This is a genomic window from Paraburkholderia sp. ZP32-5, from assembly GCF_021390495.1.
Classification (GTDB): domain Bacteria; phylum Pseudomonadota; class Gammaproteobacteria; order Burkholderiales; family Burkholderiaceae; genus Paraburkholderia.
The window spans coordinates 2,115,679-2,130,313 of the sequence record NZ_JAJEJP010000002.1 but is presented as its reverse complement, the minus strand read 5'-3'; the positions used below and the strand labels follow the sequence as shown (position 1 = coordinate 2,130,313).

Here is a 14,635-nt window from a genome sequence, read left to right as displayed (position 1 = left end):
ATGCACGGTTGTGCGCTTCAACCGGACAACCGTGCCTAAGAGCAAATGCTCAGTTCGCCAGATCCGGCGGCAGCTTGCCGCCATTCGCGGCGAGTGCCTGCATCACCTGCTTGTGCAGCCAGATGTTCATGCTTGCCGAGTCGTTCATATCGCCGCTGTACTTCAATTCCTGTGCGAGCTGCTTGCGGTGATCGAGACTGCTGTCGACACCGAGCGCCTTCATCGTATCGACAATCGACGTGCGCCAGTTCAGCGTTTGTCCGCTTTCGCTGACGAGCTGATCCATCACGGCGGCAACGTCGACGTCGGTCAGCGGTGCGGGTGCAGCCGGTGCGTCGGGTGTCGCGGCTTGCGCGGCGGCCGGATCGGGCGTCGGTTCCGCGGCGGGGGGAGGTTGGTCCGGCTTGGCCTTGCCGAACAGTTTGTGAACGATGTCACCGAAAATACTCATTTCCAGATCTCCGCAGATAGAGGACAAATGCGAGCGCATCGCGCTCGCAGCACATGCCCTCGCTATGCTACGCGATCACCTTGGCGACAGACGTAAAATTTTGTCAGAGCGCTTTCATTCGGCATGCTCGCGATCGAACTGCCAGACTGCGGGAAAGCCCATCAGATTGCACATCTCCGCGAACGGATACATGCTGTTTTGCACATGCGCGGTGCCATGCCGCGCGTGGATCTGCGCGTAGACATCCTGAAGCGCTTTCGCCACCGCGAGAAAGCCGGACGCCGGATAAATCGCAATCGAAAAGCCGAGCTTCTGCAATTCGGCGGGCGTCAGTTGCGGCGTGCGTCCGCCTTCGACGATATTCACGAGTAGCGGCGTATCGAATGTGCGTGCAATCGTTTCCAGTTCTTCGACGCTTTCGGGCGATTCGATAAAGAGCACATCGGCGCCGGCTTTTGCGAACGCTTCGCCGCGCCGCAATGCTTCGTCGAGACCGAGCGATGTGCGCGAGTCCGTGCGCGCGACGATCTGAAAGTTCGCGTCTTCACGCGTTTCGACCGCGACCTTGATCTTCTTCACCATGTCGTCGAGTGCGATCACCTTGCGGCCCGGCGTGTGTCCGCACTTCTTCGGAAACTCCTGATCTTCGAGCTGAATGCCCGCGGCGCCGGCGCGTTCATAGCCGCGCACTGTGTGCGCGACATTCAGCAAACCGCCATAGCCGGTGTCGCCGTCGCAGATCATCGGCGTATGTGTCGCGCCGCAAAACGCGGTGACGCGATCGACCATGTCCGTGTACGTTGCGAGCCCCGCATCGGCGAGACCGAGATACGACGCGACGGTACCGAAGCCGGTCATATACAGACAGTCGAACTGCATCGAGTCGGCCATCTTCGCGGAGATCAGATCGAATATGCCGGGCGCGGTAACGAGTTCCGTTTGCGCGAGACGTGCCTTCAATTGCTGACGTTTGTTCTGTGCATTCATGCTATCTCCGTTTGATGACGATGAAAGGTCGACTCATGTGTCGGCTGGATGTCGGATCAACGACGCGGTTCGCGCGCGACGGACGCTGCGGCGAGCGCGGTGTCCGCATCGACGGTCGGCGGCGGCGCGATATCTTCGAGCGAGCGCCGGTTCGTTTCGATGCCGAACATCGCGAGAATCGCCGCCATCACGACGAGCACGCCGACGATGACCGACAGCACGTTCTTGACGCCGCCCGATGCATACATGACGACCACGAGTTGCGGCGCGAGAATGCCGGCGATACGGCCCGCGCAGCCTGCAATGCCGTTTGCCCGCATGCGGTTTTCGGTGGCAAACAGCTCTGGGATATACGTGGCGATGCCGAGTGCCACCATCAGGTAGGTCAGCGTGAATAGCATGAAGCCGAGTACGGTGGCCATCGCGACATTGGTCGAATTGCCGTACGCCCAGCCCACCACGGCGGCAATCACGGCGACCGCGATCAGACCGTTCTTGCGGCCGACGCGATCGGCAATCAGCACACCGAGGAACGCGCCCGCGGGACCGCCGAGTGACATCAGCGTCGTATAACCGAGCGATGAAGCCATGCCGAGCCCCTGCTTGATCAGGAACGTCGGCACCCAGACGATGAAGCCGTAAATCACGACGTTCACGCCGATCTGCACGGAAATCGCGAGCAGTGTGCGGCGAATCTGCGAACCCTTGAACAATTCGACGAGCGTAGTGGAGCGAGAAGTCGCAGCCGCCGATTCGGGAGACGCCGGTATGAACGACGGCAATGGCTGACCTGTCGCTGTCTGCGATTCCGCTTCCGCCCGGCGAAGAATTGCATCGGCTTCGTCATAACGGCCTTTCGATTCGAGCCAGCGCGGCGACTCCGGCATCCTCTTGCGAATCACCCACACGATCAGCGCGCCGATGCCGACGATTGCAAACATCGCGCGCCAGCCGATCGTCGGAATGATCAGATAGCCGATGAACGTCGAGAAGAACAGCGCAGAGTTCGTGATCAGCGACAGATACGCGGACCATTTGCCGCGCACCGCCGGCGGAATGAATTCGCCGACGGAACCATAACCAACGACGATTTCAGCGCCGAGCCCGAGGCCCATGAAGAAGCGGCAGACGATCAGCCACGTCATGTTCGGCGCGAGCGCACCGGCAACGGAAGCGAGGCCGAAGATCGCGAGATTGAACTGATAGGTAAATTTGCGGCCTTTCGCGTCACCGAGCAGACCCGCGGTGAATGCGCCCAATAGCATGCCCACGAACGTCGACGACAGAAACGCCGCGTTCAGTTGCATCGTCGACCAGCCGCTCTTTGCCAGCGCGCCGAGTACGCCGCCGGCAAGGTAGATATCGAACGAGTCGAGAAACATGCCTCCGCCAATCAGCCAGAGGATGCGCCGGTGAAAACCGGAGATAGGCAATCTGTCCAGTCGTGGACCCGCGTTCACGGTGCTCGGCATTTCACGTCTCCTGCGTCGTTATGGGACGGCTATTCGTGTTGCGGCAATGTGCGGTCGTGCGGTGGTGCTGGTAGTGCGATGAGTTACGGCGAAGAGTGTTCTCGTTGATAACGGTCGAGTACTGCCTTTTCGGCGGCGAGAATATGGCAACGGGTAATCGCTTCTGCCCACGCGGCGTTGCGATTCGCGAGTGCCTGCACGATTTCCACATGCTGGCGCGCGCTGCTTGCGCGGTGTTCGTCGCTGTAGGAATCGAACGTCCACTTGATCAGCGGCGTTTCCTTCATCGACGTCAATGAACGGTCGAGCCGCGCGTTACCCGCGGCTGCGGTGATGATCGAATGGAATTCGCCGTTCGCGGCGAACCACGCTTCCAGCGTTTCGGGTGTGGAAGGGCGTTGCGTGATGGCCGTCATATGCGCGGCGAGCGCGTCGAGCCGCTCGATTTCCGCGGCGCCGATGTTCAACGCGGCGCGACCGGCCAGAAACGGCTCGATCAGAATCCGCGCTTCGAATATCTCGCGCGCGTCCTGCAAAGACCACGCTTTGACTCGCACGCCGTAGTTGGGCCTGATCTCGACCCAGCCTTCGGCGCCCAGACGCCGCAATGCTTCGCGCACCGGAGTACGGCTGACGCCGAGGCTTTTCGCCAACTGTTCCTCGCGCAGGTATTGGCCTGCGCCATAGCGGCTATCGGCGAGCGACTGCTTGATCGCCAGATAAACGTCGTCCGGCGATCGAGCCGGCAAAGCCGGCATTGTATGCAAAACACTCTGTTTCGATGTCATGACGGCGTCAATCACGAATTGAGTGGCTACATTGTATGCAAAGTGATGCAGCGTAGGCTTGGTGATTTCCCTGGAAATTGCGCTGGCAAGTTCGAGCGTACGCAAGCCCGTTCGCGCGATGCCGCTGCATCCGTTCTATGCGACTTCATTCCCAGGGCATCTGTTCTGTTTATGAGGATGCGCGCAAGCATGCCTGCGCGAGACCCGCTTTCAGCGCGCGTCGGTCTGCCGCAAGTGCTTTCGCGACGGGCCTTCACGCGAATCAGGCCGGCTTCGCCGGTGCTATGCACAACGGCAAAAATGCGGATACTCGCGCCAGCCCTATGGTTAACCCGTGCTTTAGCACGCCTGTCGCGAACAGTACCTTCGGTCGATAGCGTGGGGCGGCCGTTTATCCGAATGCCGCGCATTAGCGAACGGAAACTGACAAAGGGAATACGGCGCCGCGCGAATCTCGCGTAGCGCCGCCGGTTAAATCCATCTTCTGAGGAATCACGGTGATCATCGACATTCACGGCCACTACACCACGGCGCCGAAAGCATTGGAGACATGGCGCAATCGCCAGATCGCAGGCATCAAGAGCCCGGCGGAGATGCCGAAGGCGTCCGAATTGCAGATTAGCGACGACGAGTTGCGCGAGTCGATCGAGAGCAATCAGTTGCGGTTGATGCGCGAGCGCGGTCTCGACCTGACAATCTTCAGCCCGCGTGCGAGTTTTATGGCGCATCACATCGGCGACTTTGAAGTCTCGAGTACATGGGCGGCGATTTGCAACGAGTTGTGCTATCGCGTGAGCCAACTGTTTCCGGAGCATTTCGTGCCGGCCGCGATGTTGCCGCAAAGCCCCGGAGTCGATGTGGCGACCTGTATTCCCGAACTCGTCAAATGTGTCGAGCAATACGGCAATGTCGCGATCAATCTGAATCCGGATCCGTCCGGCGGCCACTGGACCAGCCCGCCGCTGTCCGATCGCTACTGGTATCCGATCTACGAGAAGATGGTCGAATACGACATTCCCGCGATGATTCACGTGAGCACCAGTTGCAATGCGTGCTTTCACACGACCGGCTCGCATTACCTGAATGCCGATACGACCGCGTTCATGCAATGCCTGACGTCGGATCTGTTCCGCGATTTTCCGACGCTGCGTTTCGTGATTCCGCACGGCGGCGGCGCGGTGCCGTATCACTGGGGTCGCTTCCGCGGACTCGCGCAGGAAATGAAGAAGCCTTTGCTGAAGGATCATTTGCTGAACAACGTGTTCTTCGATACCTGCGTCTATCATCAGCCGGGCATCGATCTGCTGACGCGTGTGATCCCCGTCGACAACATTCTGTTCGCCAGCGAAATGATCGGCGCGGTGCGCGGCATCGATCCGGAGACCGGCCACTATTTCGACGATACGAAGCGCTATATCGAAGCCGCGCATGTCGACGTTGAAGAGCGCCAGAAGATCTATGAAGGCAATGCTCGCCGCGTCTATCCGCGTCTCGACGCGATGCTCAAATCGAAAGGACAGTAATCATGTACGAACTCGGAGTTGTTTATCGCAACATTCAGCGCGCGGACGGTGACGTCGCCGCGAAACTCGGCGCGCTCGGATCGGCTACCGTGCATGAAGCGATGGGGCGCACCGGTCTGCTGAAGCCCTATATGCGGCCGATTTATGTCGGCGCGCGCGCAAGTGGCACGGCAGTCACGGTATTGCTACAACCGGGTGACAACTGGATGCTGCATGTCGCGGCCGAACAAATCCGTCCTGGCGATATCGTTATCGCCGGCGTCACTGCCGATTGCACGGACGGCTATTTCGGCGATCTTCTCGCCACGAGTTTCAAGGCGCGCGGTGCGCATGCGTTGATTATCGATGCCGGTGTGCGCGATGTCAGCGTGCTGACCGAGATGAATTTTCCGGTGTGGAGCAAGGCCATTTCGTCGAAGGGAACGGTCAAGGCGACACTCGGTTCGGTGAATATTCCCATCGTGTGTGCAGGCGCACTGGTCACGCCGGGCGATGTCGTCGTCGCGGATGATGACGGTGTGGTGATCGTGCCGACCGCACTCGCGCCCGCGGTGCTCGAAAAAGCCGCCGCGCGCGAGGCCAATGAAGCGGACAAGCGCGCGAAGCTCGCTTCCGGCGTGTTGGGTCTCGACATGTACAACATGCGTGGGCCGCTCGAGCAGGCCGGCTTGCGTTACAAGGACTGACGAGCGTGGATGCGATCATCAATGGTCAAGCCGTGAACCTGGCGATTACCGGCATTTCATCGATGGCCACGCGCCAGGTGCTGGCCGAACTCACCGCGTCGTATCAGCAGCAGACGGGACAGACAGTGGCGATCGAGTCGGTTGGAGGCGTCGATGCGGCACGCCGCGTTCAGCAGGGCGAGGTATTCGATATCGTCGTGCTCGCGGCCGACGCGATCGACAAGCTCGCGAGCACAGGCCATGTCGATCACGATAGCCGGGTCGAACTGGCGCGCTCGGGTATTGCGGTCGCGGTGGCGGCAGGCGCCGCGCATCCCGACATCGGCAGCGAGGCAGCGCTGCGCGACGCGGTACTCGGCGCTCGTAGCATTGGTTATTCGACCGGCCCGAGCGGTACGCATCTGCTCGAACTGTTCGAACGCTGGGGGATTGCCGGCGATATCGCGCCGCGCCTCGTGAAGGCGCCGCCGGGTGTGCCGGTGGGCAAGCTCGTCGCACAGGGCGACGTCGCGCTCGGCTTTCAGCAATTCAGCGAGCTGATTCACGTGCAGGGTATCGACGTGCTGGGTCCATTGCCTGCGGATGCTCAGGCCACGACGGTCTTTACCGCTGCGTTATGCACGGCCGTGCGTCAGCGCGACGCTGCACGTCAATTGCTGTCGTTTCTGGCTTCGCGTGACGCGGACCGAGCAAAGATCGCCAACGGTATGACGCCGGCCTAATAACGGCGCAATAACGAAGTATGAAGCGATGCATGAAGCGCCGCCCAGGCGGCGCTTCATGCAATCGATTTCATTCACGCCAGCAGCTTTCCCCACTCGTAGTCGACGCTATCCGGTTTGAAGGGCAGTACGCCCGCGCCCGGCGTAAACGTCAATTCACCGAAAAAGACCTGATTGTCCGGCGCGTACAGATCGACTCGTACATAGTCGAAGTCTTCGGCTAGCCGGATTGCGATGTCCAGCACGTCCGGAAAATTCGATGGTCGAGGGCCGGGCGCTGCACTGCGTTTGTACGGGCCGATTGTGATATCGAGGTGATTCCAGTCGACGTCGTACACATCGCCGTGCGAGTTGCCGAAGCGATCCGAGATCACGAGGATATAGATGATCGGCCGCCCGGGCCTGCCGCCGAAGCAGTGGATCTTCAGATCGGCCGGTATCCGTCCTTGCTGGTCTAACAGCAGATGCTCGAAGAAGATGCGCGGCCTGATCGCCCGATAGTGCCGCTCGCGCGCAACGTAGTAGAAAGAGGTGGCAAGCCAGCGCTCGGCGAGTACCTGCAGCTTCTCGAACGACGTTTCCGATTTGTTCCTGACGATTTCAACGAACGTACTGCCGTGATTGGCTTTCATCACGAAAGCATCCGGCAGTGCGTCGAATACTTGCTGCGTGAATACATCGGGTGCCGCGAGTAGCGGTATCAAATACTGCTCGCCAATTTTTTCGGCAATATGTTCACGCACCAGCAGCTTATCGGTCAGATGAATGTAACGAGGGTCCGGTCGCAAATTGCGCAACAGGATCTTTTCATTGAAGGTGACCGGATGAATCAGATTGGGGTAGCGGCCGATACATTTGTGATGTAACAGGCTTACAAATAGCGAGTCCGGCAATAGCGTTTTCGCGGCCTCCTTGATCCTTCTGACCGTGGAGGGTGGTTGCGGGGCCGATGGATGCGCACTCAGCTGTGCGAGCGCATGTGGGTCCGTTCCCAGTAGTGGATGCTCTTCGATAATAGCGTGGACGGCAGGCTCCGCATCGCCATATTCCGGCGCGGATATCGCGTCCTCGCCGTCGAGTTCGGCGGATCTGATAATTGTCATGTTCTAATCCCTGAGCGGTCGAGGCACGGTGTCGTCCTCGGAGAATCGAAGGAATCGAGAGTGGGGGAAGCGCAATCCGGAAAAGAAGGTTAGAGAGTTGGGGTTAGAGAATCAGAGCGTGGCGGCCGCCTGCCGTAACATGCCGGTCGCGGCGGTCCAGCTTTCCTCCGGTGTCAGCCAGCGTTCCTCGGCTTCCACATGCTGTTGCGCGCGAAACTGCGTCGGCGACATGCCATAGCGTTCCTTGAATAGCCGCCCCAGCCGATTGCCATCGCCCATGCCGCAGCGGCGCGCGATCTTGTCGACCGGCAAGTCGGTGTTCTTCAGCATCGAGCGAACGATCTCGAAGCGGGTACGCAACAGGTATTCGAGCGGCGTCATGCCGAACTCGCATTTGAAACGGCGTTGAAAGTTTCGCTTGCTCATCGCAACGGATTCGGCGGCTTGCGCAACCGAGATCGCCTTGCTGTAGTTTTCCTTGATCCACCGAGCTGATTCGCGAATTTTTTCGGCCGTCGTCGTGATGTTCACGTCGTCGAGCTCGGATTTGCTCTTTTCTACATAGCCCACCTGCAGAATGCGGCCGATCTTGCGCGCGGTGTCGGAATTGACGTCGCGCTCGATCTGCGCGATCGCGAGATCGGCGGGCGTGACATTGCTCTGAGTCCGCGCGGCATCGCCGCTGTCATCGAATAGAAATATAGGTACTGTCGATTGCAGCGGATCGTTGCAAACGACGGCGAGGTTCGCACCCTGTTGCATGCCAAACGACGCGATCGAGCCTTGCAGCGAGATCCACGACAGAAAGCGATCGTTGGATTCCGCCACTTCAGTGACGTCACGGCATGCGACAAAGAACGCATGGAAATCGGACAGGCAATATCGCTCGAGGCGTTGCGTCCAGATGGAGATGCCGGACGAACTGGTCACGAGACCACCGCCGTCCGACAGTACAGAGAACCGATAGGTGGGCTCTTCACCGGCGGCTTTTTTGAACTCATTGGCAAGACGGAACGCGTCGCCGATCGCGCCGGTACTTGCCATCGAACAATCCTGGAAGACGAACAGACCAATATGCTTCATCACGCGTGCTTCTCCAGACGGGAAAATTCTGCATTGAGAGTAGCGCATCGAATTGAGTGAGACGAGCTTGGCTGGCATGCGCGGGTGTTTTGGCGTAATAGTCATGATCGAGAAAATGTTACCTTGCACTCTATTGAAATGCGTTCTAGTACATATAAGAGGGCAGAAGTTTTTTCTGATCCATTTCAATGCCATTGCGTCGATTGTGCAGTGCGAAAAATCGGCGAATGCACCGTCTCACAAGGAAAGAGAGGGATGCACCCCGATAAACGGGTTCGTCTTCGCACATGATTGGCGCGTGACGCGTTCTGTCGCGATGTATGCGCCGCCCCGTATAAATCTGTTACACCAATTGCAGATCGCAACAAGGCTTTACGCTATTCGCAGGCTTCTGTAAAACGCTCCGCACAATCGGCCAATAACACCCGAATTTATGCCGCGAGCGATTGCGCACTTGTTTTGGAGTCTATGCTTCACTGCACCATCCATAGACAAATTGTCACCGTGATTCGGCGCATTGGAGTTCGCATTTCGAATTCACGAGAAGAACAATTGGCAATACCGAAGTGGATAAGCAATAGGCGTATGCAGCCATCCGTCGTTCGAGATGTCCCGAACGCGGTTCCCCGACCTAACCCGACCCAGCACGTCGCTTCGCCGTGCGGCCTGCCATTTATTCAGGGCTGATGCGGCCGGTGGCAGCGTACCAGGCGACGTAGCGACGCAAAGCGAGCTTGCTCTCCGCTCTGCGCATCAACCTGCAAGGATGAGACCGGTGGACTACTATCCGCAGAATTCGCTCTATCCCGCCATCGAGACCGATCGGCGTCAACTCAGTGCACGCGGGATGCTCACGCTGATGCGTGACCACATCTGGGAGATCGTCGTCACGACGGCCGTTGTTCTCACATTGGCGGTCGCGTATCTGCTGATCGCCACGCCGATCTATTCGGCCGACGTCACCGTGCGGGTCGATCCACCCGAGCCGAATGCGCTCGGGCTTGCGTTGCAGAACCAGGAAGCGCTGCCTCCACCCGCGCCATCGCCCGTCACTGAGATGGCGGTGATGGAAAGCCGCTCGGTATTGCAACCGGTCATCGATCAATTCCGTTTCGACGTATCGGTCACACCGCACAAGATTCCGATTCTCGGCGACATCGCTGAAAAATTTGCCACACCGGGACATCCGTCCGCGCCATGGCTCGGGTTGAGTTCTTTCGCGTGGGGCGGCGAGCGTGTTCGTATCGGTTCGCTGGATGTGCCGCGCAATCTCGAGGAAGAGAAGCTGACCCTGGTCACGCGCGATAACGGTGCGTACGAATTGCGCGGCCCCTCCGGTGATGTGCTGCTGACCGGCGTAGTGGGCGAGGCTGCCACGGGCAATGGCGTATCGATGCTAGTCAAGGAACTGGCCGCGCGGCCTGGTACGAAGTTCGAAGTGATCCGCTGGAATGAACTCGACGCGGTCAAGCGCTTCACGACGCAGCTGAAGATCGGCGACAAGGTCAAGGACTCGGGTCTGATGGATGTCGAGTACCGCGACAAGGATCCGGACAAGGCTGCGCAGGTCGCCAATGCATTGGGGCAGCAGTATCTCGCTTCGGCGATTGCGAGCCGCCAGTTGAACGATACGAAAACGCTTGCATTCATCAACGGCGAGTTGCCGCATCTGCTTGCCGATCTGAAGAAAACCGAAGAGGCGCTAAAGAACTACCGTTCGAATTCGCAATCGATGCAGCCGACCAGCGAGGCTCAGGCCTATCTGCAAGGCGGCCTCGATCTGGATAAGCAGATCGCGACGTTGCAGGTGCAGCGTACGCAAATGCTCGATCGCTATACCGAACAAAGTCGCTGGGTACAGAACATCGACCAGCAACTTGCACAGCTGAAAGAGGCGAAAGGGAAATTCGACGGCCATTTCAACGGAATGCCGGCATCCGAGCGTGAGAGCGTCGATCTGATCCGCGCGCAGAAGGTGGCGGAAACGATCTATATGGGTATGGTGCAGAAGGCCGAGCAATTGCAGGTTCGCCGCGCCAGTACGACGGGCGGTGCGCACATCCTCGATTCGGCGATCCGGCCGCATCGTCCGGTGATGCCGCAGCCGATTCTCGTGCTCGGCGGCGGATTGATACTCGGCATCGTGTCGGGCGTCGTGCTGGTCTTCATGCGCCGCCATGTACTGACCGGCGTGACCGATCCGCGCTTTATCGAACGTCAGCTGAGCGTACCGGTGTTCGGTGAAATCCTGTTCAGTCAGCAGCAACTGCTGATGGACCGCACCGCGGGCAGCACGGGCCATAAATCGCTGCCGGGCGCGGCCGCGCGCGCCCATCCGCCGCTGCAGAAGGGCATGCACGACCTGCAATTCGGTGCCAGCGACAACAACCGGATTCTTGCCGCGCGCTTCCCGCACGATACGTCGGTCGAAGCACTGCGCGGAGTTCGCACCGCGCTCACGCGTGATGTGGCGCATGCGCGCAACAACATCGTGATGGTCATCGGGCCGACACCTTCAGCGGGCAAGAGCTTCGTCGCCGCGAATCTGGCGAGCCTGCAGGCGGAAACCGGCGCGCGTGTCGTGCTGATCGACGCCGATATGCGGCGCGGCCATCTGGCCTCGCTATTCAACGAGAGCAATCGTGGCGGCCTGTCCGAAGTACTGTCGGAGCGGATGCCGCTGCGCAACGCATTGCGCGCGACCAGCGTCGAGGGCTTGACCTTCCTGTCGTGCGGCATGCGTCCGGAGAACCCGGCGGCGCTGCTGATGAAGCCGCGTTTCAGGGAAATTCTCGAGCGCCTGTCGAGCCAGTTCGATCTGGTGATCGTCGATACGCCGCCGTTTCTTGCCGTCACCGACGCCTCGATCATCGCGAGCGATGCCGGTTCGTCGTTGCTCGTGTTGCGCTCCGGTATGCAGAGCGAAGAGGAAATCGCCGACACGCTCAAGAAGATGGAGCGCGCGGAAGGGCGCATCGCGGGGGCGGTGTTCAACGGCATTCCGCTGCGTCGAAGCACGAAGAAGTATGGCTACGAGACGAATTACGCCAGCGACTTTGGCGAGCCGGGGATCCCGCCTCAAGCACCGCATGGAGCGTGATTCTGTCAACGGCGAAAAGTAACCGAACCGCTCCCGACGGCGTAACACGGAGAACCTGATGACGTTTGCAATCAACGGAAAGTTTACTTCGCAACCCGTCACGGGGGTTCAGCGCGTCGCGTATGAACTGACGAGGGCGATGCAGATGCGCGCGGCACACGGCGACAAGCCGGAGGTATTCATGCCGCGCAACGCGGTGGCGCCCGGGGCGCTGCTGGAGCCGCAGCGGCGTTTTCCGTGGCTGCGCGGCACGCTGTGGGAACAGATCACGTTGCCGTTTGCCGCGCGCGGCATCACGCTGCTCAATCTGTGCAATACGAATCCGCTATTCAAGCGCGAGCAGATCGTCATGGTTCATGACATGGCGGTCTATGACGTGCCTCAGGGCTTCTCCAGAAAATTCCGCTGGTGGTATCACGTGTGCTTCTCGATGCTGCCACGCACGCATTCGACGATCCTGACCGTATCGGCTTACTCGAAGACGCGCATCTGCCATCACCTGAAGATCGACGAATCGCGCGTCAACGTGGTGAATCCCGGTGCGGATCATCTCGACCGCATCGTCGCCGATCCGTCGGTGCTCACGCGTCTCGAACTGGATAAAGACGCTTATTGCGTCGTCGTGGGCAGTCTCGATCCGCGCAAGAACCTGCACGGGGTGCTCGACGCGATCGAGCGGCTCGGTCATCTGGGCGCGGTCAAATTCGTCATTGTCGGCGGCAAGAATCCGCGCATCTTCAATAACGATGGCGCGGACGATCATGCCGCGCATTCCAGCCAGGTCGTATGGGCGGGTTTCGTGTCGGATGGCGAATTGAAGTCGCTGTACGAGAACGCGGGCTGTCTGGTTTTCCCGTCGCTCTACGAGGGATTTGGCTTGCCGCCTCTGGAGGCGATGTACTGCGGCTGCCCGGTGATCGCTTCGGCGCGTACGTCGATACCGGAAGCGTGCGGCGATGCCGCGATGTACTGCGACGCGACGTCCGCCGACGACATCGCCGCGAAGATCGAGCAGATGATGAGCGACGCCGATCTGCGACGACGCCACCGCGCGCTCGGCTTGCGGCACGCGCACGAATTTCGCTGGGAGCGCGCGGCGCAGAAGGTTCTCGAAATTGTCTACGGGCAGACCGGCGACCGGCTGACCGAGCTGGCGCCGCGCGCGTCGACGAGCTAGCGATGGACGGGACCGAACATGGATCGCGTGAAGACCCGTGCTGGCAGAAGACGTGCATTGCGCGCACTCGCGGCATTGGCCGCCGAGGCGGCGATACCGTTGACATACGTCGCGCCCGCGCGCGCAGTGACCGCAGTGACGCAAGGCTCACCGCCGCCGCGCGCCCGCGCGCGCATGATCACGGACCTGATCGGCACCAATGGCTGGGCCGGTTCGAGTGCCGACATCGAAATGTGGCGCGCGATGGGTATCAGTTGGGGGCGTGGCTCGGTCGGTCCAGGTCAACCTGACCGGCGCGGCGAGATCATGCGCATCGACAGGACCGGCTCCGCATTCGATGGCGATCTACCGTCGGTCCTGATTCGAAACGAGCGCAACGGCATCAACTCGCTGCTATTGCTCGGCTATACGCCGAAATGGAATGCGAGCGTGCCGGGCGATTCGAATTCGGCGCCGGTCGATGTGGATGCATGGACGCAATACGTCGAAGCCGTGGTTCGCAAGTACTCGGCGCCGCCTTATAACCTGCGCTATTTCCAGATCTGGAACGAGGCCGCCGGGAAATTATCCGGTGGATTGCCGCAGGCAACGTTCTGGCATGGCCCCGATTTCAGCAGGGACGAGAAGCGCTCGAAACCCTATCCGCGAGCGATGCAGGACTACGTCGAGCGGATCCATATTCCGGCGGCGCGGATCATTCGCCGTTATCACGCGTATGTGGTCTATGGCGGCTGGCCGGATCAGGGCGGTCTCGACAACTTCCGCCAATGGCTCGAATACCGCAGCCCGGCATCGAACCAGCGGATGCTCGATTGGGTCGACTACATCGATACGCACTATCTTCCGGTGTCCGATTTCGAATCGCTGTATCAGCAATACGTGAAGAACGGTCCCGCGCGCGGTATCTGGCAAACGGAGATCGGCAACGAGTACATGAAAGATCCGCACTACCTGCCGCGCTATTTCTTCGATCTCGCGGTGTGGGCGCTCGGCAGGAATTGGGACGACCCGGACAAATACGTGTCGATGATCTATCACTGGGACGGCTATGAACCTTTCCGTCTCACGCATCGCGGTCCGCCCGCGCGAACTTACAACGTGTCCGGCCGCAGCCTGATCGTGCTGCGCCAGACCGCGGGCGGCCAACTGGCGAGTTTCCCGAAGCAGGTGCAGGGTGGTCCGGGCGTTGCTGTGAATACCTTGTTGTCCGGTAACGATCTGGTAATGCAGGTGCGCGCGCCCGCGGGCTGGCAAACCGTCGCTATTCCGGGGCTCGCATCGATGCGTTCAGGCGCGGCGCGGGCCGATTTCATCGATGCGCTGAGCGGCGACGCGAGCGCGGCCGACGATGTCGCGGTGAGCTGGGATAACGATCTGATGAAAGTGCGCTTCAGAGTACCCGATGAGGTGAATGGTGACAGTCACGATGAACAGAAGGGTGAAGGCGGCAAACCCGGCAGCCATGCGCCGAATCATCTGGCTTACCTCGTTGTGCGCGGCGCCGCGCAACGCGTGGCGTAGCGGCATGTCGAAAACTTTACGA

The 14,635-nt window shown here is 60.0% G+C and carries 12 protein-coding genes; 6 read left to right on the top strand and 6 right to left on the bottom strand.

Annotated features, from left to right (window positions below):
- Positions 1–49 precede the first annotated feature (49 nt).
- The 4 genes from L0U82_RS28200 to L0U82_RS28185 all read right to left on the bottom strand — a co-directional run bounded on the left by L0U82_RS28200 (position 50) and on the right by L0U82_RS28185 (position 3,698).
- Positions 50–451 (bottom strand): DUF3597 domain-containing protein, encoded by a 402-nt coding sequence (locus L0U82_RS28200; protein WP_233836263.1) that lies wholly within the window; start codon positions 449–451, stop codon positions 50–52.
- Positions 452–565: 114 nt separating this feature from the next.
- Positions 566–1,438, bottom strand: a complete 873-nt coding sequence (locus L0U82_RS28195; protein WP_233836261.1) for an isocitrate lyase/PEP mutase family protein — start codon at positions 1,436–1,438, stop codon at positions 566–568.
- A gap of 56 nt (positions 1,439–1,494) precedes the next feature.
- On the bottom strand, positions 1,495–2,910 hold the full coding sequence (locus tag L0U82_RS28190) for an MFS transporter (protein ID WP_233836259.1): 1,416 nt from the start codon (positions 2,908–2,910) through the stop codon (positions 1,495–1,497).
- A gap of 83 nt (positions 2,911–2,993) precedes the next feature.
- On the bottom strand, positions 2,994–3,698 hold the full coding sequence (locus L0U82_RS28185; protein ID WP_233836258.1) for a GntR family transcriptional regulator: 705 nt from the start codon (positions 3,696–3,698) through the stop codon (positions 2,994–2,996).
- Positions 3,699–4,195: 497 nt separating this feature from the next.
- On the opposite strand from L0U82_RS28185, the gene L0U82_RS28180 reads away from it, so the two are divergent.
- The 3 genes from L0U82_RS28180 to L0U82_RS28170 all read left to right on the top strand — a co-directional run bounded on the left by L0U82_RS28180 (position 4,196) and on the right by L0U82_RS28170 (position 6,629).
- On the top strand, positions 4,196–5,221 hold the full coding sequence (locus tag L0U82_RS28180) for an amidohydrolase family protein (protein ID WP_233836257.1): 1,026 nt from the start codon (positions 4,196–4,198) through the stop codon (positions 5,219–5,221).
- Between the two features lie 2 nt (positions 5,222–5,223).
- Positions 5,224–5,907 carry a 4-carboxy-4-hydroxy-2-oxoadipate aldolase/oxaloacetate decarboxylase gene (gene ligK / locus L0U82_RS28175; protein ID WP_233836256.1) on the top strand — a complete coding sequence of 228 codons (684 nt, stop codon included), beginning with the start codon at positions 5,224–5,226 and terminating at the stop codon, positions 5,905–5,907.
- 62 nt (positions 5,908–5,969) lie between these two features.
- On the top strand, positions 5,970–6,629 hold the full coding sequence (locus tag L0U82_RS28170; RefSeq protein WP_233837532.1) for a substrate-binding domain-containing protein: 660 nt from the start codon (positions 5,970–5,972) through the stop codon (positions 6,627–6,629).
- Positions 6,630–6,703: 74 nt separating this feature from the next.
- Here the strand turns inward: L0U82_RS28170 and L0U82_RS28165 are convergent, their stop codons facing one another.
- Together L0U82_RS28165 and L0U82_RS28160 are read right to left on the bottom strand one after the other, a co-directional pair.
- Entirely contained in the window at positions 6,704–7,732 is a 1,029-nt protein-coding gene (locus L0U82_RS28165; RefSeq protein ID WP_233836255.1) for an ATP-grasp fold amidoligase family protein, read from the bottom strand.
- Between the two features lie 111 nt (positions 7,733–7,843).
- Positions 7,844–8,815, bottom strand: a complete 972-nt coding sequence (locus L0U82_RS28160) for a GlxA family transcriptional regulator (RefSeq protein WP_233837530.1) — start codon at positions 8,813–8,815, stop codon at positions 7,844–7,846.
- 775 nt (positions 8,816–9,590) lie between these two features.
- Here L0U82_RS28160 and L0U82_RS28155 point away from each other — a divergent pair.
- Genes L0U82_RS28155 through L0U82_RS28145 form a run of 3 tightly spaced genes read left to right on the top strand, consistent with a single transcriptional unit; the run spans position 9,591 to position 14,613 of the window.
- A complete protein-coding gene (locus L0U82_RS28155; RefSeq protein WP_233836254.1) occupies positions 9,591–11,915 on the top strand; it encodes a polysaccharide biosynthesis tyrosine autokinase in 2,325 nt (774 codons plus the stop codon).
- A gap of 58 nt (positions 11,916–11,973) precedes the next feature.
- Positions 11,974–13,092 (top strand): glycosyltransferase family 4 protein, encoded by a 1,119-nt coding sequence (locus tag L0U82_RS28150; protein ID WP_233836253.1) that lies wholly within the window; start codon positions 11,974–11,976, stop codon positions 13,090–13,092.
- 18 nt (positions 13,093–13,110) lie between these two features.
- Positions 13,111–14,613 carry a hypothetical protein gene (locus L0U82_RS28145; RefSeq protein WP_233836251.1) on the top strand — a complete coding sequence of 501 codons (1,503 nt, stop codon included), beginning with the start codon at positions 13,111–13,113 and terminating at the stop codon, positions 14,611–14,613.
- Positions 14,614–14,635 lie beyond the last annotated feature (22 nt).

Coding starts and splice junctions, on each gene's coding strand:
- L0U82_RS28185 (WP_233836258.1), bottom strand. CDS start 3,698: ATGACATCGAAACAGAGTGTTTTGCATACAATGCCGGCTTTGCCGGCT.
- L0U82_RS28165 (WP_233836255.1), bottom strand. CDS start 7,732: ATGACAATTATCAGATCCGCCGAACTCGACGGCGAGGACGCGATATCC.
- ligK (WP_233836256.1), top strand. CDS start 5,224: ATGTACGAACTCGGAGTTGTTTATCGCAACATTCAGCGCGCGGACGGT.
- L0U82_RS28190 (WP_233836259.1), bottom strand. CDS start 2,910: ATGCCGAGCACCGTGAACGCGGGTCCACGACTGGACAGATTGCCTATC.
- L0U82_RS28160 (WP_233837530.1), bottom strand. CDS start 8,815: ATGAAGCATATTGGTCTGTTCGTCTTCCAGGATTGTTCGATGGCAAGT.
- L0U82_RS28150 (WP_233836253.1), top strand. CDS start 11,974: ATGACGTTTGCAATCAACGGAAAGTTTACTTCGCAACCCGTCACGGGG.
- L0U82_RS28195 (WP_233836261.1), bottom strand. CDS start 1,438: ATGAATGCACAGAACAAACGTCAGCAATTGAAGGCACGTCTCGCGCAA.
- L0U82_RS28200 (WP_233836263.1), bottom strand. CDS start 451: ATGAGTATTTTCGGTGACATCGTTCACAAACTGTTCGGCAAGGCCAAG.
- L0U82_RS28170 (WP_233837532.1), top strand. CDS start 5,970: ATGGCCACGCGCCAGGTGCTGGCCGAACTCACCGCGTCGTATCAGCAG.
- L0U82_RS28145 (WP_233836251.1), top strand. CDS start 13,111: ATGGATCGCGTGAAGACCCGTGCTGGCAGAAGACGTGCATTGCGCGCA.